The 24,444-nt window shown below is 66.2% G+C and carries 20 protein-coding genes; 15 read left to right on the plus strand and 5 right to left on the minus strand.

What is annotated here, in order from left to right:
* Positions 1 to 81 precede the first annotated feature (81 nt).
* The 8 genes from AC5RV3_RS15950 to AC5RV3_RS15985 all read left to right on the plus strand — a co-directional run bounded on the left by AC5RV3_RS15950 (position 82) and on the right by AC5RV3_RS15985 (position 9,332).
* Positions 82 to 1,311, plus strand: coding sequence for a cytidylyltransferase domain-containing protein (locus AC5RV3_RS15950; protein ID WP_494122955.1), 1,230 nt, complete (start codon positions 82 to 84; stop codon positions 1,309 to 1,311).
* A complete protein-coding gene (locus AC5RV3_RS15955) occupies positions 1,311 to 2,228 on the plus strand; it encodes an N-acetylneuraminate synthase family protein (RefSeq protein WP_494107057.1) in 918 nt (305 codons plus the stop codon). Before AC5RV3_RS15950 ends, AC5RV3_RS15955 begins: the two co-directional genes overlap by 1 nt.
* Before the next feature lie 9 nt (positions 2,229 to 2,237).
* Complete coding sequence (locus tag AC5RV3_RS15960) at positions 2,238 to 3,209, plus strand: glycosyltransferase (RefSeq protein ID WP_494122956.1); 972 nt, start codon at positions 2,238 to 2,240, stop codon at positions 3,207 to 3,209.
* Complete coding sequence (locus AC5RV3_RS15965) at positions 3,206 to 4,558, plus strand: polysialyltransferase family glycosyltransferase (RefSeq protein ID WP_494122957.1); 1,353 nt, start codon at positions 3,206 to 3,208, stop codon at positions 4,556 to 4,558. Before AC5RV3_RS15960 ends, AC5RV3_RS15965 begins: the two co-directional genes overlap by 4 nt.
* Positions 4,559 to 4,568: 10 nt before the next feature.
* Positions 4,569 to 5,681 carry a hypothetical protein gene (locus tag AC5RV3_RS15970; protein ID WP_494122958.1) on the plus strand — a complete coding sequence of 371 codons (1,113 nt, stop codon included), beginning with the start codon at positions 4,569 to 4,571 and terminating at the stop codon, positions 5,679 to 5,681.
* The gene (locus AC5RV3_RS15975) at positions 5,678 to 6,925 is read left to right on the plus strand and encodes a DUF6716 putative glycosyltransferase (RefSeq protein ID WP_494122959.1); all 1,248 of its coding nucleotides are present in this window, start codon (positions 5,678 to 5,680) and stop codon (positions 6,923 to 6,925) included. Before AC5RV3_RS15970 ends, AC5RV3_RS15975 begins: the two co-directional genes overlap by 4 nt.
* Positions 6,926 to 7,054: 129 nt before the next feature.
* Entirely contained in the window at positions 7,055 to 8,140 is a 1,086-nt protein-coding gene (locus AC5RV3_RS15980) for an inositol-3-phosphate synthase (RefSeq protein ID WP_494113578.1), read from the plus strand.
* Between the two features lie 91 nt (positions 8,141 to 8,231).
* Positions 8,232 to 9,332 carry an acyltransferase gene (locus AC5RV3_RS15985; protein WP_494122960.1) on the plus strand — a complete coding sequence of 367 codons (1,101 nt, stop codon included), beginning with the start codon at positions 8,232 to 8,234 and terminating at the stop codon, positions 9,330 to 9,332.
* Positions 9,333 to 9,407: 75 nt separating this feature from the next.
* Here the strand turns inward: AC5RV3_RS15985 and AC5RV3_RS15990 are convergent, their stop codons facing one another.
* The 3 genes from AC5RV3_RS15990 to AC5RV3_RS16000 form a co-directional block, all read right to left on the minus strand.
* On the minus strand, positions 9,408 to 11,096 hold the full coding sequence (locus AC5RV3_RS15990) for a formate--tetrahydrofolate ligase (RefSeq protein ID WP_494122961.1): 1,689 nt from the start codon (positions 11,094 to 11,096) through the stop codon (positions 9,408 to 9,410).
* 250 nt (positions 11,097 to 11,346) lie between these two features.
* On the minus strand, positions 11,347 to 11,607 hold the full coding sequence (locus AC5RV3_RS15995) for a GlsB/YeaQ/YmgE family stress response membrane protein (RefSeq protein WP_494065357.1): 261 nt from the start codon (positions 11,605 to 11,607) through the stop codon (positions 11,347 to 11,349).
* Positions 11,608 to 11,929: 322 nt separating this feature from the next.
* A complete protein-coding gene (locus AC5RV3_RS16000) occupies positions 11,930 to 12,322 on the minus strand; it encodes a hypothetical protein (protein ID WP_494122962.1) in 393 nt (130 codons plus the stop codon).
* 740 nt (positions 12,323 to 13,062) lie between these two features.
* On the opposite strand from AC5RV3_RS16000, the gene AC5RV3_RS16005 reads away from it, so the two are divergent.
* A complete protein-coding gene (locus AC5RV3_RS16005) occupies positions 13,063 to 14,241 on the plus strand; it encodes a DUF418 domain-containing protein (RefSeq protein WP_494122963.1) in 1,179 nt (392 codons plus the stop codon).
* On the opposite strand, the gene AC5RV3_RS16010 is transcribed toward AC5RV3_RS16005, so the two are convergent.
* Positions 14,238 to 14,909, minus strand: coding sequence for a histidine phosphatase family protein (locus AC5RV3_RS16010; protein ID WP_494122964.1), 672 nt, complete (start codon positions 14,907 to 14,909; stop codon positions 14,238 to 14,240). The genes AC5RV3_RS16005 and AC5RV3_RS16010 overlap by 4 nt on opposite strands.
* Positions 14,910 to 14,911: 2 nt before the next feature.
* Positions 14,912 to 16,378, minus strand: a complete 1,467-nt coding sequence (locus AC5RV3_RS16015) for a CCA tRNA nucleotidyltransferase (RefSeq protein WP_494122965.1) — start codon at positions 16,376 to 16,378, stop codon at positions 14,912 to 14,914.
* 103 nt (positions 16,379 to 16,481) lie between these two features.
* Here AC5RV3_RS16015 and AC5RV3_RS16020 point away from each other — a divergent pair, with 103 nt between their 5' ends.
* From AC5RV3_RS16020 to AC5RV3_RS16045, 6 genes are all read left to right on the plus strand, one after another.
* The gene (locus AC5RV3_RS16020; protein ID WP_493978228.1) at positions 16,482 to 17,006 is read left to right on the plus strand and encodes an NUDIX hydrolase; all 525 of its coding nucleotides are present in this window, start codon (positions 16,482 to 16,484) and stop codon (positions 17,004 to 17,006) included.
* A gap of 56 nt (positions 17,007 to 17,062) precedes the next feature.
* A complete protein-coding gene (gene murJ / locus AC5RV3_RS16025) occupies positions 17,063 to 18,760 on the plus strand; it encodes a murein biosynthesis integral membrane protein MurJ (RefSeq protein ID WP_494122966.1) in 1,698 nt (565 codons plus the stop codon).
* Positions 18,761 to 18,852: 92 nt separating this feature from the next.
* Entirely contained in the window at positions 18,853 to 20,376 is a 1,524-nt protein-coding gene (locus tag AC5RV3_RS16030; protein WP_494122967.1) for an ABC transporter substrate-binding protein, read from the plus strand.
* Positions 20,377 to 20,517: 141 nt separating this feature from the next.
* Positions 20,518 to 21,501 carry a thioredoxin-disulfide reductase gene (gene trxB / locus AC5RV3_RS16035; protein ID WP_494122968.1) on the plus strand — a complete coding sequence of 328 codons (984 nt, stop codon included), beginning with the start codon at positions 20,518 to 20,520 and terminating at the stop codon, positions 21,499 to 21,501.
* Between the two features lie 24 nt (positions 21,502 to 21,525).
* Positions 21,526 to 21,852, plus strand: a complete 327-nt coding sequence (trxA, locus tag AC5RV3_RS16040) for a thioredoxin (RefSeq protein WP_494110919.1) — start codon at positions 21,526 to 21,528, stop codon at positions 21,850 to 21,852.
* A gap of 4 nt (positions 21,853 to 21,856) precedes the next feature.
* Positions 21,857 to 23,044 (plus strand): N-acetylmuramoyl-L-alanine amidase, encoded by a 1,188-nt coding sequence (locus tag AC5RV3_RS16045; protein ID WP_494122969.1) that lies wholly within the window; start codon positions 21,857 to 21,859, stop codon positions 23,042 to 23,044.
* The last annotated feature ends 1,400 nt before the right edge of the window (positions 23,045 to 24,444 follow it).

The following is a 24,444-nucleotide window of genomic DNA, read 5'->3' on the forward strand; positions in this document are numbered from 1 at the left end:
ACCCATTTCGTCCGCTGTTGCACGCCTTCCCGTAACCTGGTCCACCCCCGGCCGTTACCGGTGCTTCCTAGCGTGACTCCAATGAGTTACAACGACCCCCCGGAAGTTTTGGTCGTCATCCCGGCCCGCGGCGGTTCCAAGGGGATCCCGTTCAAGAACCTGTCGCCGGTGGCCGGGCGAAGCCTCGTGGCGCGCGCAATCGACAGTGCCTTGGCGGCCCCGTCGGTGACCGACGTCGTCGTCAGCACCGACCATCCGGACATCGCGGCCGAAGCCGAACGATGCGGCGCCCGCGTCGTCACCCGCCCCGCGGAGCTTTCCGGGGACACCGCCACCAGCGAATCCGCCGTGCTGCACGTGCTCGCCGCGCTGCCCCGGCCGCCGGCGGTCACCGTCCTGCTGCAGTGCACCTCGCCGTTCATTGAACCGGAGCACCTGGACCGGGCCGTCCTGCACGTGCTGGAGGACCGCGCCGACGTGGCCTTCTCCGTCACGGAGAGCCACGCGTTCCATTGGTCGCTTGACGACGACGGTGCCGTCACCGCCGTCGGGCACAGCGCCGACGTGCGGCCCCGCCGCCAGGACCGCCGGCCGCAGTACCGCGAGACAGGGGCGTTCTACGCCATGCGCACCGAGGGTTTTCTCGAACGCGGGCACCGTTTCTTCGGCCGGTTGAAGCTGCAGGAAGTGCCCGCCGGGCAGGCCGTCGAAATCGACTCGCTGGAAGACCTCGACGTGGTCCGGGCACTGGCGAGCCGGGCGGGCGCCCCGGTGGCCGGCGCGGTCGACGTGGACGCCCTGGTCATGGACTTCGACGGCGTCCACACCGACGACCACGCCTTCGTGAATGCCGAGGGCGAAGAGTTTGTCCGCGTCAGCCGCGAGGACGGCATGGGAATCGCCCGGCTGCGCAGCACCGGCATTCCGCAACTGATTTTGTCCACCGAACGCAACAAGGTGGTCAGCGCCCGGGCCGGGAAGCTCGGCATCGACGTCCTCCAGGACGTCTCGGACAAGGCCGGAGCGGTCCGCCAGTGGATGGCCGCGAACCGGCTGGATCCCGACCGGGTTGCCTACGTGGGCAACGACGTCAACGACCTGCCCGCCATGGGCGTCGTTGGTTGGCCGGTGGCCGTGGGCGACGCCCGCGCCGAGGTCAAGGCTGCGGCACGGACCGTGCTGCAGCATCACGGCGGCGAAGGTGCGGTCCGCGAAATCTGCGAACTCATCCTCGCCGCCCACAGCGGTGCCGCCGACGAGCGCCGCCGGCAACAAGCCACCACAGCAGCAACAACAGAGAGAGTGCACTGATGACTACCGAAGCTACCGTTTCCGCCAATGTTCCCGCCGGTTCCCCGGCGCCCGTCGCGATCGGCGACGTGCAGGTCGGAGCCGGCCAGCCGGTTTACGTGATCGGCGAGATCGGCATCAACCACAACGGTGACATCGAAATCGCCAAGCAGTTGATCGACGTCGCCGCCGAGGCCGGCGCGAACGCGGTGAAGTTCCAGAAGCGCACCCCGGAGATCTCCACCCCCGCGGACATGCGGGACAAGATGCGCTCCACCCCGTGGGGCGAGATGACCTACCTGGACTACCGGTACCGCGTTGAGTTCGACATGCCGATCTACCAGAAGCTGATCTCCCACGCCGCCGACCGGGGCCTGCACTGCTTCGCCTCGCCGTGGGACGTGCCCTCGGTCGCGTTCATGGAGGAAGCCGGCGCGCTGACCCACAAGGTCGCCTCCGCCTCCGTGACCGACCTTGAACTGCTCACCGCGCTGCGCGAGACCGGCAAGCCGGTGATCCTTTCCACCGGCATGTCCACGATCGAGCAGATCGACAAGGCCGTGGAGGTTCTGGGCACGGACAAGCTGATCCTGATGCACGCCACCTCCACCTACCCGCTGCCGCCGGAAGAGGCGAACCTGCGGATGATCACCACCCTGCAGGAGCGCTACCAGGTGCCGGTCGGCTACTCCGGGCACGAACGCGGCCTGCAGATCTCGCTGGCCGCCGTGGCCCTGGGCGCCGTGACGGTGGAACGGCACATCACCCTGGACCGGACCATGTGGGGATCGGACCAGGCGTCCTCGCTGGAGCCCAAGGGCTTCGAGGCGCTGATCCGCGACATCCGGATTCTGGAAGAGGCCATGGGCGACGGCGTCAAGCGCGTCTTCCCGGGCGAACTGGCACCGCTGTCCCGCCTGCGCCGGGTGGACGGCTAACCACACGTCATGAACCAGCCATTACTGAGCGTCATCATCCCGGCGAAAGACCAGGCCCCTTTCATCCGCGACGCGATGACCAGCCTGACCCGCCAGTTCGATGATCCCTCGGTCATGGAAATCATCGTCGTCGATGACGGTTCCACCGACGGGACCGGGGAGCTGGCCGCCGCCTTCACCGGCCGGCTCCCCGGCCTGCGCATCCTCCGCAACGACGCCGCAACCGGCCTGGCCGCAGCCCGCAACAAAGGACTGGACGCCTCCACCGGACGCTACATCGCCTTCTTCGACCCGGATGACTGGTACGCGCCCGGCCACCTGTCACGCATCACCGCCGAGATCAGGGAGCTGGGGGTGGACTTCCTGCGCGTGGACCACATCCGGCACGCCAATGGAATCCGGACCATCCATCGTGCGCCGCAGGCAGTGCGCGGCGTTGCCCTCGACCCCCGCCAGGACATCGGACCCGTCGACGCCTCGAGCATGGTGGACTATCCGTTCGCTCCCTTCGGCATCTTCGACGGCGCGCTAAAGGACGCCGGGCTGCTGCACTTTGTGGACGGCCTGCACACCGCCGAGGACCGTCCGTGGATTTGGCGCCTGCATCTGGAGGCAACCTCCTACGCGGTTTCGGACCAGTTGGGCGCTTTCTATCGCCGCGGCGTCGCGACGTCCTTAAGCCAGATATTCGACCGCAGGCAGTTGGACTTCCTGCGCAGCTACGCCGAGGTCTTCCGGCTGGTGGCCGCAGACCGCGAGGCAGACCGTTTTCGGCCGAAAGCGATCCGGCAATTCCTGGCCATCGCCTGCCATCATCTCGATCGGTCGGACTCGATGTCCAAAGCTGTCCGCCGGGAACTGACGTCCGGGATCCGCGCTGCCGTGGCCAGCCTTCCGGCCCCCGCGGTCAGCGGCTGTTTGGCGGCCCTGGACAAGAACCGGCGTCAGAAGCTGGCAACAGCGATCGGAACAGTGAAGTGAAAGAACTCTTCGTCGTATCAACCCTCTACCAGGTCGTCTCGCTGGCCGCGGCCGTGGACGACGGGACCGTGCCCGAAACCGGCGCCGAACGCATCCTCGTGTTGACCAACAACGCGATGATTCCGGAGATCACCGTCCCGTTCCACGAGTCGCCGGGCTTCACCGAAGCCGCCCGCAGGTTCGACCGCGTGGTGGACCTCGGCAAGCTGCTCTGGCCCCGGCGGCCGGGGCAGTTCAATCCCCGCGAACAAGACCTGGATCTGTGGCAAAAGCTGCTGCGCTCGGAATGGGATCTGGGCGACGACCCGGTCCATCTTTACGTCGAGTCCATCCAGGTCAACCCTGCGGTTGCCCTGGCCCGGACCTTCGCCCGGGCCGCCGTCTCGGTACATTCGGACGGCCTGATGAGCTACGGCCCCACGCGCAACCCCGTCCCGATGGCCGTGGCCCAGCGGCTCGACTCCCTGCTGTATGTGGACCTTGTCCCGGGGCTGCGCCCGCAGTTGTTGCGCGAGCATGATCCCAAGCTGCTGCCGGTGGATCCGGCCTCCCTGCGCCGCGCCATGGAGGAGTTGAACCGGTCGGTGCCGCCCATGGTGCTTCCGGTGTCCGAACCGGAGGCCGCCGCTGGAAGCGCGCTGCTGCTGGGCCAGTACCTGTCCGAACTCGGAATCCTGTCGGCCGAGGAAGAAGTGGCGCTGCACCGCCGGATGATCGAAAAGGCCGTGGAACGGGGGCTGCGGCACTGCATCTTCAAACCCCATCCCAGCGCCGGCCCGGGAGCCGTGCGCTCCGTCCAGTCGGCGGCAGGGGACCTCGGCGTACAGCTGGATATCCTGAAGTCTTCGCTACCCGCGGAAGTGGTGATGCAGCGTCTGCAGCCGCAGTTGGTGGTCAGCTGTTTCTCCACCGCCCTCATGACCGCCAAGTACCTGTTCGACATCGAAGCGGCGGCCGTGGGAACGGAGCTGCTGCTGGAGCGGCTGACTCCGTACGAAAACAGCAACCGCGTGCCGGTCACCATCATCGACGCGATCCTGGAACGGAACTTCCAAGCCCCGGACCAGGAGGCGGCAGACACTCCACCTGCCGGCCGCCTGCAGCAACTGGTCGAGGCCGTCTCCTACTGCATGCAGGCCGATACGCTGGCAGCAGGCCGCCGGAGTGCGGAGACTTATCTGCACCACATCGAGGACGGACCCCACATGCGCTACTTCAAGCGGCGGCGGCTGACCAAGCTTCAGCTGCCGGGCGGATTGCCGCCGGCCGTGGCCGCCCATCCGCTGGCCAAAGTCGGGCGGATGGGCCGACAAGCGGTCCGCAAACTCCGGCCACGGGTCGCCTCGTGAGGCAGGCGCGATGACGGAAACAGCGATCACCGCGGACTTCCTTTCCCAGCTTGGACCGGCGGCGGACGGCCGTCCGACCGGTCGGCCCGTCGGGTCCAAGACGCAGCGGGGGCGCCGGAGCGAACTGGTGCGCCCGCGCTTCGGCCGGGCTGTCGTCTGGGCCGAGTCCCCCTTGCAGTTGCTCAGCGCGGTCGAGGCACACGGTGCCGGCCTGCTGGGTCAGGAAACGCTCATCTACCCCCGCAGCGATGCCGTAGGCATGGACAGCACCCTGCAGTCGCTGATGGAACAGGTGCCGAGCGGCGTCCGGTTCGCGCCGCCGTCGGCCGCCCTCCCTGCCGTGCGCAACAAAAAGCTCGACCGCTGGGTCACCGGCGACGCCTACTCCGGCAAGGTCCAGGCGGAACTGTTGCGGGGCGTCGGCGCCGACGAACTGGTCATCGTGGACGACGGCCTGGCGACGCTGAGCCTGCTGCACATGCTGGTCAGCGTGCGGCCCGTCCCGCTGATCCGACCGCGGGCCGTGCCGACCACCCGCCGCAAGGCGCTGGGCCTGGCCACCTGGTGGGCCCTGCGCCGGATGGCCAGCCAGGGCCGGCTGCTGGTGTTCACGGCCTTGGCCGTTCAGCCGGCAGTGGAGAAGAAGTTCCGGGCCCTCGGCGGGCATTTGGAACGGCACCGTTTCGAGTGGCTGGGCACCCAGCCTGTCACCGAGAACATCAGCGAACCGACGATTGTGGTCGGTTCGGCCATGCCCGCCGACGGACTGATCCGGGCGGAGCCATACCTGGACTGGGTGCGGTCGCTGACCGACGACGGCCCGGTGGCGTATTTCCCGCACCGCCGTGAACAACCGGAACTGCTTGGCGTCTTGGCGGAGCATCCGCTGATCCGCGTCAAGCAACACACCATTCCGGTGGAAATGCGCCTGCGCGGCCTCCGGCCCGGGCAGGTAGTCCGCGCCCTGCCCTCCACGGTGCTGGCCTCGCTAAACCTGATCCTTGCCCCTTCCGGCGTACCGCTGAAGGGGCAGCCGGTACCGGACGGCTGGTGGCTGCCCGAGACAACCGAAGAACTGCGCCGGCACCTGAGCAGCTCCCTGCGTCACGGAAGCAAGCGGTGACGGCGGATCCGCGGCAAGCTGCCGCACCCGCGGCCGCCGGGCACCACCCGGTCCCGCCGTTCCGTCTGCTGGCAATTGCCGACAGCGACTCCTACCTGAAGTTCGCCTGCGCAACGCTGGAGGCCGTCGGTGCCGGGTGGGAGCGCGAGGTGCTGCTGGTGCGCTCCCCCATCCTTCCGACACTGGAGCAGACCCAGGCTGCTACCGCCGGGACGTTCCTGGCCGGCAAGGCGCCGCGGGTGATCCCCGCCTCCGGCTTGCGGGCCGCGCTGGCCGGCGCCGACGTCGTGCTGGCAGCAGCCACCGGACCCATTGTGGAGGAAATCTTCACCCAGGCGTCCCGGATGCCGCAGCGGCCGGCCCTGGTGTCCGCGCTGCCCGGCGTCGCCTTCCCCGCGACCCGCAAGGCGCTGAACTACCGGGCGCTCGGCGACGCGTTCATTACCCACAGCCACGCCGAGTGCCGGGCGTTCAGCGACTTGGCCGACGCCATGGGGTTGCCCCAGCGGATCCTGGTTTCGCGTCTGCCGTTCCTGGCCTCGCCCGCCCGTCCGGAGCAGCAGCAGAAGCCGCTGGCCTCGGTGGTGTTCGCGCCGCAGGCGAAAGTCCCGGTGGAGCGCGAGCAGCGGGTCGCCATCCTGCAGGCCCTCGCGGCGTTGGCCAGGCGGCGGCCGGAGCTGTCCGTGCGGGTGAAGCTGCGGGCCTGGGCGGGCGAGCCGCAGACGCACACGGAGCAGTACCCGTTCGACCAGTTGTGGTCGGACCTGGTCGCGGCGCGCGCGGTGGCCGGGCACGAACTGCAGTTCTGCACCGGCCCCATGTCGGAACAGCTCACCCCGGGAGCGGCCATGGTGACCGTCAGCTCCACCGCCGCCCTGGAAGCGCTCGACGCCGGCCTGCCGGTGCTCATCCTGGACGACTTTGGACTCTCCGAGCAGATGTTGAACAAGGTGTTCGACGGTTCCGGCCTGGTCGGCAACCTGCAGGACCTGGTGGCCGGCCGGTTCGGGCACCCCGACCCGCGCTGGCTGCGGGACAACTACTTCCACGCCCAGTCGGTGCCGCTGGACGAATTGCTGGCCAGCTTCGCGGGGCGCGCCAGGGCCGGAAAGCTGGCGACCGATCCGGAGCGCCTGGCCGCGGTGCAGCGCCGCAAGCTGCGCACCAGGCTGCGCACCGTCCTGCCCGCGCCGGCACTGAGGCTGGTGCGCCGGCTGCGCAACGCCCGGCGACAGCCCGCCTGAGCGCCCAAACCACTCCGCGCACCTGCCCGGGAATGGACAAACCCGCTGATGTGTTGAAACACGGCGTAGACTGGATAGGCTGCCCGCCATCGGCGCGGCGGCCATACAGAAGTGTTTCGAAGGAGAACCGTGGCAGAGAACCCCATCCGGGTAGCGATCGTCGGTGTTGGAAACTGTGCGGCCTCGCTGGTCCAGGGCGTCCACTACTATCGTGGCGCCGACCCGAGCGCAACGATCCCCGGCCTGATGCACGTTAAGTTCGGCGCATACCACGTCGACGACGTGGAGTTCGTTGCCGCATTCGACGTCGACGGCAAGAAAGTGGGCCTGGATCTGGCTGACGCGATCGGCGCCAGCGAGAACAACACCATCAAGATCGCCGATGTTCCGGCCACGGGCGTCAAGGTTCAGCGCGGCCACACCCTGGACGGCCTGGGCAAGTACTACCGCGAGACGATCGTGGAGTCCGACTACGAGCCCGTGGACATGGTCGCTGCTCTGCGCAAGGCCAAGGTAGACGTCATGGTCTGCTACCTGCCGGTCGGCTCCGAGAAGGCCGCCAAGTTCTACGCGCAGTGCGCCATCGACGCTGGCGTCGCCTTCGTCAACGCCCTTCCGGTCTTCATCGCCGGCACCCAGGAATGGGCCGACAAATTCACCGCGGCCGGGGTTCCGATCGTCGGCGACGACATCAAGAGCCAGATCGGTGCCACCATCACCCACCGCGTGATGGCCAAGCTGTTCGAAGACCGCGGTGTTGTGCTGGACCGGACCTACCAGCTGAACGTCGGCGGCAACATGGACTTCAAGAACATGCTCGAGCGCGAGCGCCTGGAGTCCAAGAAGATCTCCAAGACCCAGGCCGTCACCTCCAACACTTCGGCCGTGCTCGGCGACGACGACGTGCACATCGGCCCCTCGGACTACGTGTCCTGGCTGGATGACCGCAAGTGGGCGTTCGTCCGCCTCGAAGGCCGCAACTTCGGTGACGCCCCGGTCTCGCTTGAATACAAGCTCGAGGTCTGGGACTCCCCCAACTCGGCCGGCGTGATCATCGACGCCATCCGTGCCGCCAAGATCGCCCTGGACCGCGGCGTCGGCGGGCCGATCCTCTCGGCTTCCAGCTACTTCATGAAATCCCCGCCGGAACAGTACGACGACGACACCGCCCGCGCGAAGGTCGAAGCCTTCATCCGCGGCGACTCCGACCGCTAGGACGCACCGTAAGAACCGGGACCGGCCCGTTGAGGCCGGCCCCGGTTCTTCTTTTTGCCAGCCGGCGGCGGCTTCCGGGTAGATTGGGCTCATGGCCGTCCCTTCCCTGTCCCCCGCCGGGAAGCTCGGAGGACCGACGCCCCTCCCCCGCCGCAACTACGCGCTGGACATCCTGCGCATTGTCAGCATCGTCGGCGTGGTGGCCATCCACTCGTTCGGTGAGCTGGCCGGCGACGATGACCGCCGCCACCAACCGGACTGGATCTGGGCGGCGATCATCGACATTGCCTTCATCTGGGTGGTGCCGGTTTTCGTCGTCATCTCCGGCGCGCTGGTGCTGGCGCCGCGGACGCACGCGGAAGGCGCCCTGGCGTTCTACCGCAAACGCACCCTGCGGCTTCTGCCCGCCCTCGTGGCCTGGCACCTGGCCTACATCTTCCTGGGCAGCCGCCTGATGCTCGGACGCGAACTCGAACCGGTCGCCGTTCTGGTGTCCGTCTTCGACACCCACCTGTACCCGCATTTGTACTTCCTGTGGCTGATCCTGGGCCTGTACCTGGTGTCACCGCCGCTTGCCCGCTACCTGCAGCGGGTGACGTTACGTCGGGCGGCCGCGGCGACCGGCGGCGTGCTGGTCCTGACGCTGGCGCTGTTCAGCCTCCAGGCCGCCAGCATCCAGTACGAGTGGGGCTGGCAGTACCCCTGGAACATCCTGACCCAGTGGTTCCCTTATCTGGGATATTTCATGGCCGGCTGGGTGCTCACCCAGGTGCGCCTGCCGCGCGGTGCGGTCGCAGCGGCGGGGATCGCCGCCGTCGTGCTGTCCGTTTTCAACATCTGGCACTGGATCAATCAGGATTCCACGCCGCTGCTCAACATCATCACGCCGTCCAGCTACGTGGGGCTCGGTGTCACCGCGGCAGCGTTGTGCATCTTTGCCGCGGTGTACCACCTGCTGGCCGGGTGGCAGCCGCCGGGCTGGCTGGGCCGGATGCTCGTCCAGCTGTCCAACGCCTCGTTCGGCGTGTTCCTGTGCCACTACCTGTTCCTGACGTGGCTGAGCTTCCACGTCCTCCCGGACCGCGAGCCGACGCTGCCGCTCTTGTTCCTGAAGTTCTCCGTGGCCACGGCCTGCTCCTTCGCCCTGACCCTGGTTGCGTTGTGGATTCCGGTGCTGCGACGGTTGTTCTAGGCCGAAGCGGCCGTAGCAAGCCGACGCTGCCGTTCCGGGCCTGAGCTGCAGTACCCGGCCGAAGCGGCACAGGGGCTAGAAGAGTCCGGTGATGACGCCGTCGTCGTCCACGTCCATTCGGCCGGCCGCAGGTTCCTTCGGCAGGCCCGGCATGGTCATGACGTCGCCGGTCAGCGCCACGATGAAGCCCGCCCCGGTCTTCGGGATCAGGTCCCGCACGGTGATGCTGAATCCGCTCGGGGCGCCCAGGACCGAGGGGTTGTCCGTGAAGGAATACTGCGTCTTGGCCATGCACACCGGAAGCTTGCCCCACCCGTTCGCCTCGATTTCGGCCAGCCGCTTGCGGGCCGGGCTGGTGAACTCCACGTGGTCCGCCCCGTAGATTTGCTGGGCGATCGTCTCGATCTTTTTCTCCACGGTCAGGTCCAGGTCGTACAACGGGGAGAACGACTGCGGCTGCTGCAGGACGTCCGCCACCTTCGCGGCCAACGCATCGCCGCCGGGGCCGCCGCCGCCCTGGCCCCAGACATCGGCAATAGCCGCTTCAACACCCTTCTGCCGGCACCAGTCCAGCACCCAGTCGAGTTCTTCCGGGCTGTCGGTGGTGAATTTGTTGATGCCCACCACGGGCGTGAGTCCGAATTTGAGCGCGTTGTCCACGTGGCGCTCAAGATTGGCGATGCCGGCCTGCACGGCGTCCAGGTTCGGTTCCTTCAGCTGCTCCTTGGGGATGCCGCCGTGCATTTTCAGCGCCCGGATGGTGGCCAGAACCACGATGGCGGACGGGGCGAAACCGCCGGCGCGCGCCTTGATGTCCATGAACTTCTCGGCGCCAAGATCGGACCCGAACCCGGCTTCGGTAACCACGACGTCGGCGAGCCGGCGGGCGGTCTGCGTGGCCAGCAGCGAGTTGCAGCCGTGGGCGATATTGGCGAACGGGCCGCCGTGCACGAAGGCGGGCGTGCCGGCGATGGTTTGGACCAGGTTCGGCTTGATCGCGTCTTTGAGCAGCATGGCAAGCGCGCCCTGCACGCCCAGGTCTGCCACCGTCACCGGCTTGCGGTCGTAGGTGTAGCCGACGGTGATCCGGGACAGCCGGGCCTTCAGGTCGGCGAGGTCGGACGAGAGGCAGAAGACCGCCATGACCTCGGAGGCGACGGTGATATCGAAGCCCGCTTCCCGCGGCACTCCCTGCGTCGGCCCGCCCAGTCCGATCACTACCTGACGCAACGCCCGGTCGTTCATGTCCAGCACCCGTCGGAACGTCACCCGGCGGGGGTCGATGCCCAGCGCGTTGCCCTGGTAGATATGGTTGTCCACCAGCGCCATCAACGCGTTGTTCGCCGAGGTGATGGCGTGGAAGTCTCCGGTGAAGTGCAGGTTAATGTCATCCATCGGGAGCACCTGCGAATAGCCGCCGCCGGTTGCCCCGCCCTTCATGCCCAGGATCGGGCCGAGGGACGGTTCACGGATGGCCACCATGGTCTTGTGCCCGGCCCTGGCCAGGGCGTCCGCCAGGCCCACCGTGAGCGTGGATTTGCCTTCACCGGCAGGCGTGGGCGACATAGCGGTCACCAGAACCACCTGGCCGCGCGGTTCCTGGTGGCCCTCCCCCAGTTTGGCGGGATCAACTTTGGCCTTGTAGCTGCCGTAGAACTCGAGGGCTTCCGCCGGGATGCCCGCGGCGTCGGCAATGTCGGTGATGGGCCGCAAGGTGGCGCGCCGGGCAATCTCCAGGTCGGTCAGCGGAGCCGGTTCAGACATCGTCGTCCTTCTTCCTACGCATAAGCCAAACAGGCGGCAGCGCCGCCACAGCCAACGTATCAGCCGAGCAGGCCGTCGTCACCGGTCTTCGCCGGGACAGAAGAGAAGCCTCAGAACGAGGACTGGTGAGCCGGCTGGAACCAATGATGCGAATCGCCGCCTTAAATCGTGCGGCTCTTCGTCCGTGCAACAAAAATGGCCTGCCGCGCGATGATCACGCGGCAGGCCATCTCCTGTTTATTTCCAGCCGTTAGCGGCGAACAGCCCGACGACCGGACAGGCTTTCTGCTACACCGATCAGAAGTACCGCAGCAATGACGGCGACGATGAATCCAAGCACGTTCAGCTCGAAGATGTCGCCGGTGCCCAGCAGGTTCGCGATGACACCGCCAATGACTGCTCCGACTATGCCAAGCAGCAGCGTGGCCACGAGCCCCAGGTTCTGCTTTCCGGGCTTGATAAGGCGGGCAAGTGCGCCGATAACCAGCCCTGCAATGATGAAACCGATCATGTTGCCTCCTCAGGTTGCGATGAAACCACAATAAGCATACTTAGTGATCGGTTGCAAAACGTTTCATCAGAGCGGCATCGGTCAGGCGTCGCTCAGCTGGCGCTGCCGGGCTGCCTCGAGACGGGGGCCTTCAATGAAACACCGCTGCACTGAATCGTCGACAAATGCTTACGGAGGAGGTGCTTAAAGGCCGAGGCCCGCGCCTGGGAGCAACCCGGGCGCGGGCCTGAAGCTACATCGGGTCCAATGCGACTCATCGGATCCTCCTCGCGGATGTGTCCCCTACAGGACGGCGTATTTATTTGCACTTGCCAGCTGGAACTCAGCGGATGAGCTGCCGGTGCGACAGCAATTCGTCGCGCACCTGCTCCAAGCGCTGTTCGTCAACACACACGTTCTGTATTCGTTTCCACAGCGAGACGCTTTGGCGGAGCTTGCGGATCATGGCATTCACCTCCTGCCGGCCCAAGTAGTTCGGCATGCCCGCTTCTGCGGAACCTTTCCGGCTGCCCGGTGCCGGCCCGGCGGAACCCGGGCTCGCGGCATCGGCGCCGGCGTCGCCGGGACTGTCGCGACGGGTGTCCAGGTCGCGCAGGCTTCCGGCGGTGATCACCTCGCCGTGGCCGCGCCGCTCCCCTTTTCCGGCCTGCGTTGGCTCGGGCGGGCGGATGGATCGTTCCGGTGCAGGCAATACGGCTGCATCCAGCGGTTTCATGAGGGGTTCCTCTCTGGGGTCGGCGGAATTTTCTCCGGAATGGGTTGGAATTCGGGCAGGACGCATGGCGGTATCCATCGGGATTTCCGGTGCCGGCGCGGGACCCCCGGCCGTGCTCGAAGCAGGAGCGGGGTCCGCGGCAGCGGGGAATGCGGCAAGAGTGCTCATAGCGAAGTCCTCAAGGCAGAAGGTGAGGCCTCCGCGCGGGAGAGCTAAAAAGAGCGGTGATCGACATACGGCAGCGGATCAAGACTTGAACCGGCCCAATCAGCGAAGTTCTAATGCGCAGAAATGGCGGAGGCGGGTCGTCGGAGCGCGGCGAAGGAGTTAAACACTCCGCCCGGCGTCTTGGTTATATTCACGATTCCCACCTCCCTTTCTTGATAGCGCCAATAGATTTGTGTCCGAGTAGAAGCCCCTGATTGAGAAAGTTCAATCGGACTCGTCCAACGTACCCGATTGCTGCTGCTTCTGCCTAGCCAACCGGGGAACTTATTGCGCTTTTTCCCGCAGTACCGGCGAGTCGCCCGCGACACGCCGTAGAACGACGGCGGCGCTCCCCCTTTTAAGGCGGTGGGCTTCCCCTGTCAACGGCCCGCTGGTTCTCGCCTCGTCCGGCGGCGCTCCCCCGGATGATCGCCCGTTTCCAGAAGCCGGGCAGGGTTCCTAGACTGGACCCGGATGCGAGCACCCACCCCCGACGGGACAACGGCATGGAAAATGGAGTTCCGCCAGGACCTGTGAACGGAGCTGTGGCCGCGAAGGCCCCGGCCCGCATCAACGAACTTGATGCGCTGCGGGCCTTCGCGCTGCTGGGCATTCTGTGCGTGAACATCTGGTACTTCGCCGACCCGTACGCCGTTACGGGCGGCTCGAGTCCGGAGTTCCAATCCGGTGCGGACACCGCGGTCCGCTTCGCGGTCAGCCTCCTGTTCGAGGCCAAGTTCTACATCCTGTTCTCGTTCCTGTTCGGCTACAGCTTCGTCCTGCAGTGGGCTTCCGCCGTGGCGGACGGCCAGTCGGTGGTCATCAGGACCGTGCGCCGGGCAGCCGGCCTCGTGGTGCTCGGGCTGCTGCATGGCCTGCTCCTGTTCCACGGGGACATCCTGCTCGCCTATGGGCTGCTGGGCCTGGTTCTGCTCGGTACCCGGACGCTTTCCGCTCCGGCCGCAGCCGCGGCCGGAGCGACAGTCATCGGCTGCCTGGGAATGTTCATCGTGCTGCTGGGACTGGTCTCGGCAGCCGCAGGGCCATCCGGCGGCAGTGCCGCGGCGGGGGCCGCGCCGGCGTTCGGGCTGGCCGGCTCTCCCGCCGACGTTCTGGCCCAGAACGCGTCTCTGTACCCGCTCTCGCAGCCCACCGCCGTGCTCCTCCAGGGCCCGGTTGCCCTCGGCGCGTTCTACCTCGGCATGTCGTGTGCCAAAGGGCGGCTCTTTGAGTTCGGCATCGCAGGACGCACACTCCGCCGCATGGCTTTCGTGGCGTTGCCGGCCGGGCTGGCGGCTTCTGCGTTGCAGGCGTGGCTGCAGCATTATGTCGGCGGTGCTGCCATGACCGTGGTGGCCTTCGGCATTTCCACGCTGACGGCGCCGCTGCTGACGGCCGGTTACGTCGGTGTGCTGCTGCTGTCCTTCCGCACTGCGGCCGGACGTGCCCTGTGCACCGTGCTGGCTCCCGCCGGCCGCCTGGCGCTGACCAACTATGTGGGACAGTCCGTGCTGATGGGCTTGGTCTTCACGGGCCTCGGGCTGGCGTTGACCGGACGGTTGGCCCCGCCCGCGGTGCTCGGCGTGGCGGCGCTCCTCTTTGCGGCCCAGCTGGTGGCCAGTGCCTGGTGGGTCAAGAGGTTCCGGTACGGGCCGCTGGAGTGGCTGCTGCGCTGCATCACCTACTGGCGGCGTCCGGCCATGCTCCGTTAGAGGTTCCAGCCCGCGATCGCGGGCGTCTTCTTGTCCCAGCCCAACCGGCAGACGGCAGCGGTCTCCAGGACAAAGTGCCGGCCCGCGACGGGTTCCAGGCCCAACCAGCGGGCGGCAAGCACACGGAGGAAATGTCCGTGTGCCACCAGCAAGACCTGCCGGGGCCCCAGCGGTTCGGACGAAGGGGTGGGAAGCGGGGCGGCGGGGGCGGTGCCGCCCCCCGGAGTCTGGCCGTCGAAGGGAGAGCCGGCCGTGCTGTCCAGCACCTTGGCGATCACGTGGTCGGCCCGGTCTGCCACCTCTTGCAGGGACTCGCCGCCGCGGACGCCGTGGGTCCAGATGAGGTACGAGGGATCCTTGGCCCGGATGGCGGCGCTCTGAAGGCCCTCATAGTCTCCGTAGTCCCATTCATGCGCCTCGGGGACCACCTCCGCATCCGGGTAGCCGGCCAGTTCGGCCGTGCGGCGGGCCCGCGTCAACGGGGAGGTCAAAACGGTGTGGAATCGGACTCCCGCCAGCTTCGCCGCGGCGTCGCGGGCCTGCTGGACGCCGGCCGGGGTCAACTCCAGGTCGGCCAACCCGGTGTACCGGTGGTCGCGCGACCACTCGGTTTCGCCGTGGCGCATCAGCCACAACACCGGAAAATCGTGCGGACCAGTCACGGCCATGGCTAAGCCTGCTCCGTGTATTCCGGCTGCGCGCGCCACCAGGCCAGCAGTTTTGCTTCTGCCTCTTCCTGCGCTGCCGGACCGTTCTCCAGCCGCTCTTCCAGCAGGAACTTGTAGGCGCGGCCGACCAGCGGGCCGGGCCCGATCCCGAGCAGCGCCATGATCTGGGCGCCGTCCAGGTCGGGACGAACCGCTTCCAGTTCCTCCTGCTCCTTCAGCGTGGCGATCCGCTGCTCCAGGTCGTCATAGGCAAAGGCAAGCCGCTCCGCCTTGCGCTTGTTCCGCGTCGTCACGTCCGAGCGCGTCAGCCGGTGCAGCCGCTCCAGCAGTGGTCCGGCGTCGTTGACGTAGCGGCGGACGGCCGAATCCGTCCACCCCGCCTCCCCGTAGCCGTAGAAACGCATGTGCAGTTCGACCAGCCGGGACACGGCCTTGATGGTGTCGTTGTCGAAGCGCAGCTTCTTCATCCGCTTGGCGGTGAGTTTGGAACCCACGACATCGTGGTGGCGGAAGCTGACCGCACCCGAGGGTTCGAACCGGCGGGTAGCCGGCTTGCCGACGTCGTGCATCAGGGCCGCGAACCGCAGGACGAAGTCCGGACCCGGCACCGCACCGCCGTCGTCCGTCTCCAGGGCGCAGGCCTGCTCCAACACGGTGAGCGAATGCTGGTAGACGTCCTTGTGCCGGTGGTGCTCATCGATCTCGAGCCGCAGCGCCGCGACCTCCGGCAGCACGTAATCCGCAAGGCCGGTGTCCACCAGCAGGTCCACACCGGCGCGCGGGTCCTTGCCGTTGATCAGCTTGGTCAGTTCGTCGCGGACGCGTTCGGCGGAAATGATCTCGATCCGCCCGGCCATGTCCGTCATCGCGGCCGCCACCTCGGGTGCCACGGTGACGTTGAGCTGGGCGGCAAACCGTGCGGCACGCATCATCCGGAGGGGATCGTCGGAGAACGACGCCGACGGCGCGCCCGGGGTGCGCAGCAGCCCCGCGTGGAGGTCCTTGACGCCGCCATGCGGATCCACCAGTTCCAGCGACGGCAGCCGCAGGGCCATGGCGTTCATGGTGAAGTCGCGGCGGAACAGGTCGTCCTCCAGGGACGTTCCGAACGCCACCACGGGCTTGCGGGAATCCGGGTCGTAGGCCTCGGCCCGGTAGGTGGTCACCTCGATCATGTGCTGGCCCTTGCGCAGGCCGATGGTCCCGAAATCGCGGCCGATCTCCCAGAACTTGTCCGCCCACTTCTTGACGACGGCGATGGTGGCATCGGGATCGGCGTCGGTCGTGAAATCGAGGTCCGGGGAGACCCGGCCCAGGAACAGGTCGCGCACCGGGCCGCCGACCAGCGAGAGTTCGTGGCCCGCTGCCGCGAACAGTTCTCCCAGTTCGGTCACAACGTCCGGCAACGGCAGGGACGGGACGCTGGAACCGGGTGCTGATGCGAACTGCGAACCAAAAAGGTGAACCATAGTGACTTAAGCGTGCCAGATGCCGGGCGCGATGTTTAACAAAGTCCCGGCGGCTCGGCCCCGGCATCATCGGGCCGTTACAAAAATCGTTAGAGTGGACTGCATGGCACACCCGGTTCCGAGCGCCCCGAAGCGCACCCCGCTGACAGCGTCAGTGGGCAGCGCCGCGCCCGGACACCATTCGCTGCCCACGGTGGAGGAGATATCGGCCGGCGGCGTGGTGGTCGATACGTCGACCCCGGACCTGAACGTGGCGATCATCGCCCGTTTCAACCGTGGCGGCCGGCTCGAGTGGTGCCTGCCTAAGGGCCACCCCGAAGGCCGGGAGACCAACGAAGAGGCCGCCGTCCGGGAAGTCGAAGAAGAAACAGGGATCAAGGGGCGCGTGCTGGCCACGCTGGGCAGCATCGACTACTGGTTCACCGTCAGCGGCCACCGGGTCCACAAGACCGTGCACCACTTCCTGCTCGAGGCCACCGGCGGCCTGCTGACCATCGAGAATGATCCGGACCATGAGGCCGTAGACGTCGCATGGGTTCCGCTGGCGGAGCTGGGCCGAAAGCTGTCCTTCCCCAACGAGCGGCGGATCGTGGACCTGGCCCGGGAAGTCCTGCCCGGGCACCTTTGAGCCCGCACGCCGGGGTCCGGCGATCCGCCCGGTTTCAGGTGAGAACATAGAGGACGATGTCCGAGACCCAGACCCCCTCCCCCAGTGCGTCCGTGCAGCACAGCACAGCCAAGTCCAGTGCCATCATGGCGGCCGGGACCATGGTGTCCCGCGTCCTGGGGTTCGTCCGCACCGCCCTGCTGGCGGTCGCGATCGGCGCCAACACGACGATGGGCGACATCTTCGAGAAGGCCAACACCATCCCGAACATCATCTACCTGCTGCTGGCGGGCGGGGTGTTCAACGTGGTGCTGGTGCCGCAGATCATCAAGGCCAGCCAGAAGAGCGACGGCGGCGCGGACTTCGTCAGCCGCCTGCTGAGCCTGACGCTGCTGGTGCTGGCCGGGATCGCGCTGCTGGCGACGCTGCTGGCCGCGCCGATCATCACCGCCCTGACCCGGGGCTGGACCCCGGTGATGCTGGAACTGGGCACCGTCTTCGCCATCTGGTGCCTGCCGCAGATCTTCTTCTACGGGCTGTACGCCGTCGTGGGCCAGGTGCTCAACGCCCATGGCCGGTTCGGCTGGTACATGTGGGCCCCTGCCCTGAACAACGTCGTCGCCATCGGAACGCTGGGGCTGTACATAGCCCTCTACGGCCGCTACCTGCCCGCGAAGGACAACCCGGAGCTATGGACCAGTTCCCAGACGATGGTGCTGGCCGGCGGCACCACGCTGGGCATCGTGCTGCAGGCGCTCATCCTGTTGTGGCCACTGGGACGGCTGGGGCTGGGCCTGAAGCTCAAGCTCGGCTGGCGCGGCATGGGCTTCGCAGCCACCGGAAAGGTCGCGCTGTGGAGCCTGGCCACCATGGTCATCGCCAACACCGCGTACCTCTTTTACGGGTCGATCGCCTCCGGCGCCACGGCCGCGCGCGCCGAGCTGGCCGGGCCCGGCGCCTCGGTCCCCGGCGAGTACGCCCTGAATACCGCCCAGCTGATCGCCATGCTGCCGCATTCGGTCTTCGTCCTCTCGGTGGCCACGGTGCTGTTCAACCAGTTGTCCCGCCAGCAATCCATCGGTGCGGTGGACGACGTCCGGCACACCGTGAACTCGGGGCTGCGCACCATCGGCGTCGCCACCGTCTTCGGGTCGGCCGCTGTGGTCGTGCTGGCCGGGCCGCTGGCCCGGCTGTTTGCCGGATCGGGCCCGACGGCGGCGGCCTCCGCTGCGTCGATGGGTCAAGTCCTCGCCATCCTGGCGGCAGGCATGCCCTTCATGAGCATCTATTTCTTCCTGTGCCGCGTGTTCTACGCGGAGGAAGACGCCAGGACGCCGTTGATCATGCAGGCGATCTGCTCCGGCGCTTCGGTGGTGCTGGCCGTGCTGATCGCCTGGTTGATCGATCCCACCTGGGTGGTCTACGCGCTGGCGCTGCTGTTCACGGTGTTCCACGTGGTCTCGGCGGTCCTTGCCCACTACTTTGCCCGCCGCAGGCTGGGCGACTACGGCGCGGGCCGCGTGGTGGATACCTACATCCGCCTCGGGTATGCCGGGCTGGGCTCCGGTTTAGTGGGTGCAGGGGTCCTGTGGCTGTTCGGCGGTTACGCTACCGGCGGATTCGCGTGGCAGTCCATCGTCACCGCCATGGTGACCATCGCCGTCGTTGGACTCGTCATGACAGCGGTTTACCTGCTGCTCCTGCGCGCGCTCCGGGTCGACGAGCTGCAGGAGTTCCTGCGGCCGATACTTAAACGGTTGCCCGGACGCGCCTGACAGAAACGGGTATCGACTCCGGCACCGGATAGCATGGAAACCAAATTATCTAGTCACGGGCACCCGCCCAGGACATTCGCCGGGAGGAACTAGTGCCGCAGCCAGTTGATGTGGGCATGCTGCTTGGTGGCCGTTACAAGGTCACTGCCCAAGTGCTTGCGTCCGCCGAAAACGATTTGGTCCTCGACGGCGTGGACCAGGTGCTCAACCGGCCCGTCAGCATCCTGGTGGCAGCACCGGAGAATGCCAGCCAGATCGCCATGAGCGCCCGCGAAATCGCCACCGGCGAGCGGATGGGCAACGTCCAGGTGCTGGACCTCGGCAATGCCGACGGGTTCACCTACCTGGTGACCAACGAGGCCCAGGCGGCCGACCTGCTGGACTTGGTGATCCAGCAGGACGGACCGTATGTGGAGCCCTTCTTCACCGACACACTCGGTTCCGAAATCTTCGGCCAGGCTCGCTCCACGGAGCCGGAGCCGTATGAGGACGAATACGAGGACTACGACGACGAGCCTCGGCAAAGCCTGCGCGAGAGGCTGAACAAACTCGACCTGCCCAAGTTGGGCAGGAACGGGACCGAAGGGACGTCCAAGGCCCGGTTCGGCGCCCGTCCCGCAGCCGCTGCCCCCGGCGCCGGGTCAGCTGCCGGAGCTGCGGCCGCCGCAGCAGCTGCCGGCGCCAGCGTGCCGCCGCCTCCCTCGGCGCCCCCGGCCCCACGGGTCGCGAGCCCCTCCACTGCGCCGGTGTCGCGGCAGGCTCCGGCGGCTAGCCGGCCGGCTGCCGCCCAGGCTCCGGCAGACAAGCCCAAGGTCAGCTTGTGGCCCGGGGACGACGACGAGACCGGTGTACGGTCAGCCGGCATGTTCCCGTCCGCTGCCCGCACCAGCAGCGAACCTGCGGCGGACGACTACGAGTACGACGAATACGACGACGAGGAACGCAACAGCCCGCGGTCGTCCAGGTTGTTGGTGGGCGGATTGCTCGCCGTCTTGTTGGTGATCGCGATCGTGGTGGCAGTGAGCCAGCTGAATCTGTTCCGCGGCGGCCCGGTCGCCGGCGGCTCGCAGGCCGGAAACGAAACCGCGGCCGCGTCCGGCCCGGCAGAGACCGGCGCGGCAGAAGAAACGTCTGCTCCGGCCGACGAAGTCGTCGAGCCGGTCATCGCTGGACTCACGCGCCAAGTACCGGACCTGCCGGAACTCGATGTGGAGAACGACGGCAAGCTGCCTGAAGCCATCGACGGCAACCCCGCCACGTACTGGGCAAGTTACCAGTACGCGTCAGACCAGTTCGGCGGCTACGCCGGAAACATGGCGCTGGTTGTCGAGTTGGAAGAGTCCTCAAACATCAGTTCGGTGGTGTTGACGCAACTGAGCGGCACCGGAGGCAACTTCTCCGTGCTCCTGAACGATGAACCGACCTTGGACGGGGCCGACCAAGTCGCGCAGGGCAGCTTCACGGCACAGAAGACCACGATTCCGGTCCCTGAACAGGATGGCGCTGCCCCCAAGGCGCAATACGTCCTGATCAACTTCACGCAGTTGCCGAGGCTGTCCAATCCCATGGGCGGCATGCCGTTCGGCATCCGCATGGCCGAGATCGAAGTCTCCTAGCCCGTCGGGGAGGCGCCTGCGCCGCTGGTGTGCGGAATAAGCCGGGGGCACGCACCGTTGACACAAGTGCCGGGCTAACCGCCCCCTGGGGTGGCCGGCCCTTAGGTTTACATCAACATCAGAGGAAGAGGTTCGCAGGCAGTGAGCATAGATACCACACCGTCCGTCCGCGACGTCATCATTGTTGGGTCCGGTCCGGCCGGCTACACGGCAGCTGTTTACACCGCACGTGCCAACCTCAAGCCACTGCTCATCGCCAGCTCCGTAGAGGCAGGCGGCGAGCTGATGAACACCACCGACGTGGAAAACTATCCCGGGTTCCCCGGCGGCATCCTCGGTCCCGAGCTGATGGAGAACTTCCAAAAGCAGGCCGAGCGCTTCGGTACCGAGATCCTGTTTGAAGACGTCACAAGCCTTGAGCTTGAAGGTCCGGTCAAGAAGGTCACCATCGGTACGGGCGAAACCTTTCTGGCACGCTCGGTGATTATCTCCACTGGTTCCGCCTACCGGGAGCTTGGTCTACCGGACGAAAAGCGCCTCGCCGGCCACGGTGTCAGCTGGTGCGCAACCTGCGACGGTTTCTTTTTCAAGGGCCAGAACATCGCGGTGATCGGCGGTGGCGACTCGGCCATGGAAGAAGCCCTCTTCCTGACTAAATTCGCGGAGTCTGTCACGGTGGTCCACCGGCGGGACACCCTGCGTGCCTCTAAGATCATGCAGGACCGTGCCATGGCACACGAAAAGATCAAGTTCGTGTGGAACTCGGAGGTCGTAGGCCTTGAAGGCGACACCAAGGTCACCGCCCTGAAGCTCAAGAACACGGTCGACGGTTCCGAGTCAGTGCTGCCTGTAACCGGCGTCTTCGTCGCCATCGGCAACGATCCCCGGGTTTCCCTGGTGAAGGATCAGCTGGAATTGACCCCGGAGGGTACGATCGCCGTCGAGGGCCGGTCGTCCCGGACCTCCCTGGCGGGCGTCTTCGCTGCCGGCGACGTTATTGACCCCACCTACCGCCAGGCCATCACCGCCTCGGGCAGCGGCTGCGCCGCTGCCATCGATGTGGAACATTATCTGGCCGAGCGCGCAGACACCTTGGCCGGCGTCGCCGAACCCGCAACAGTCTGATTTGGTTGGAAAAGGAGAAACAGCATGAGCAACGCAAAAGATGTCACTGACGCTACTTTCGACGCGGACGTCCTGAAGTCCGCCAAGCCCGTGATCGTCGATTTCTGGGCAGAGTGGTGCGGCCCGTGCCGCATGCTCTCCCCGATCCTCGATGACATTGCTGCTGAGCATTCCGACAAGGTAGAGGTCGTCAAGCTCAACGTGGATGACAACCCCGCGACGGCAGCGCAGTATGGCATCACGTCCATCCCTGCTGTCTATGTCTTCAAGGACGGCGCGGTGGCCGCGACCTCCATCGGGGCCAAGCCGAAGCAGGTCATCGAGCAGGAATTCGCTGAGTTCCTTAACTAGCCAGATGGAAAACGACGCTGCGGACCAGAGCCTGCGCCGTTCAGACATAAGTCGACGCGTAGTAGCCCTTCGTGAAGGGCTACTACGCGCTGGCGTTTCCATGGCCTATCTGGCTCCGGATCAAGTAAACAACCCGACGGTCTTCGACGACCACGTTGATGCGGCCGTACGCACCTTCCAGCAACACCGGGGGCTGATGGTCGACGGTGTGGTCGGTCAGGAAACCGAGCGAGCCTTGGCGGAGGCTCAGTTCAAACTCGGGGATCGTCCGCTGACCTTCACGTTGGAGGCATCGCCTCTTCGGGGCGATGATGTCACCGAGTTGCAGCGGCAGTTGTCTTTCCTCGGCTTCTACTACGGTCACATTGATGGCGAGTACGGGGAACGGACCTACCACGCCGTCCGCGAACTGCAACTAAATCTGGGGCTTGAACCTTCCGGCGTTGCCGACCAACAACTGGCTGCCTCGATGGACCGAATCAACCGGACGATCAGTCCAAGCCAAGCGTTTTCACTCCGCGATTACGAACGACTCAACCAGGCCTCTGCGGCGTTGCGCGGCCGGACTATCGCGATCGCTCCGGGCTCTGGCGCGCAGCACTGGGCCGACATCCCCGACGTTGCCTCGGGCCGCCGCCTGACCGAAAAACTCGTAGCCGGCGACGTCGCCGGCCGAGTGAAGAAGATCCTGACCGAACTCGGCGCCAGTGTTGAAATTGTTGAAAAACAAACGCAAGACGGCGGAGCAGACCGCACAGACCTCATCAAAAGCGCTTCTCCGAGCTTGAGCATCGCCCTCCACTGTGACTGGTTGCCGCAAGAGGCAGCCAGCGGCGTCAGTGCGTTCTTTTGGGGCCGTCCCGAATCAGGTGAAGTCCGGTCTCCCATTGGGCACCGTGCCGGCGAACTAATCCTGAAGGAGATCGTGGCCCGCACTGGGTCTACTAATCTGGGCATTCACGGTCGAAGCTGGGATATCCTGCGGCTCCCCAGTACCCCGTCTGTTCAGCTCGATCTTGGTTACTTAAGCAGCCCGTTCGACTCCCCTCGCCTCGCTGATCCCATCTATCGGCAAGTCTTGGCCGACTCCATTGTCATTGCGATCCAGAGGCTCTATCTGCTGGAAGAGGACGACGAGCCGACGGGCACCCTAGCACTCGACGACGTCCTGCGGTTTAACCCGGGCACCTGACACCGACTCACGTCTCTCCTTTGTTTCACGTGAAACGAGGGGTAGGGCCCTTTTGGGTTTGGCGTGCTTCCGGGCCGCACTGGGTACGTCCACTCGAGGCCGCCTAATTCGGAGTAACTTGCCACTCGGAGTAGCTGCGACTGGCCGGGTATGGAGCCGAATGCTTACCCCATGTACGCGAGCTTCTGCTTAGCCAGGAACTGCGTTATCTTCCATGAGCGCAGTGCCGGCGCCGGATCCGAGCACCGAGGGTGGCTCGCCCTCTCCCCCGCGCTGAGCTGGCCTAATGGATACTGACGCACGCGGTCATGCCGCCGCTACGCCTTACTTCGCCCGCGAAGGGCGCTCCCCCTTCACCGATCCGGTTACGCGTCTACAGGCGAATACCAGTACCGCACTAACGGATGCGTGACGTTGTTCCGCATGAAATCGTCATTAAGTGCGCCGGTGGGGGTATGCCAAAAGCCGCACCATTTCAATCACTCACATGGTGGCGCCGGTCGGTCTGTGTCGAAACGGCAGCCGGGGGCCTGGGGCTCGCAGTTTGTCCCGGTGCAGCGCGCGAACGTTTGCTTTGTAGCTCGATCCTGCGCGCAGGCGTTCAAGATGAGTCAACAAGAGGGCCGACACCATGGAGTCGGCGGCATCGTCTACGCGTCCAAACACGCCGTGAGTGCGCCCTAGCCTCGCCAAATTGATGAGGGCCAGGCCAAACGGCGACAGATGGTAGCAAGTTTCACGTGAAACGCCTGGCCCAGTCATGTGTGCGATTGCGAGACCCCTCCCCGAAGAGTCGCAGAGCAGCGGCGCCCGCCTATGGGAAAGTTCCCCGGGAGAACCGTGGCGCTCCCGAAGCCCTGCCTTCCTCAACCACCTATGTACGGTCCGACGTATTCTCGAAGGCCGGTGTGTCCCACTAGGCCCTGTCTGTTTGGGCCTCGACGAGAACCCTTCGCCCGCCACCGACCGCGCCGCCGTCAAAGGCTTCCGGCCGCTGCACAATCCCTCCTCCGGTGCGACATGTGCATGACCTGTGAGGGCGCGGGCTGATAGGACCGGACCCGGATCGTGATCGACCTGCCGCTGGCACGCGGTCCGGCTCGACCCTACGCTAGTCCCTTGTTTATCGTGTAACCACTCACCAAACAGCCGCGGGGGTGCCGTCTCAGCCGCCTTAATACAGATGCATGGCTGCCAAGTGGTAGTTTCACGGGAAACATCCCCTTTCGTACGGACAGCAAGACGAATGTCTTGTACCTGATCGTGCGGCCGCAGCAGCAGAAACTTAAGACTCCTGTGCTGGGCGGCAGGTACCTGCGCTCGGGGCTTTGTGCCGGAGGTGATAGAAAATGCGCGCCCCCCCCCTTCGCGGCATGACAGCATGTGCTGGGCACAAATTG

The sequence above is a fragment of the Arthrobacter sp. Y3221114 genome, from assembly GCF_059092625.1.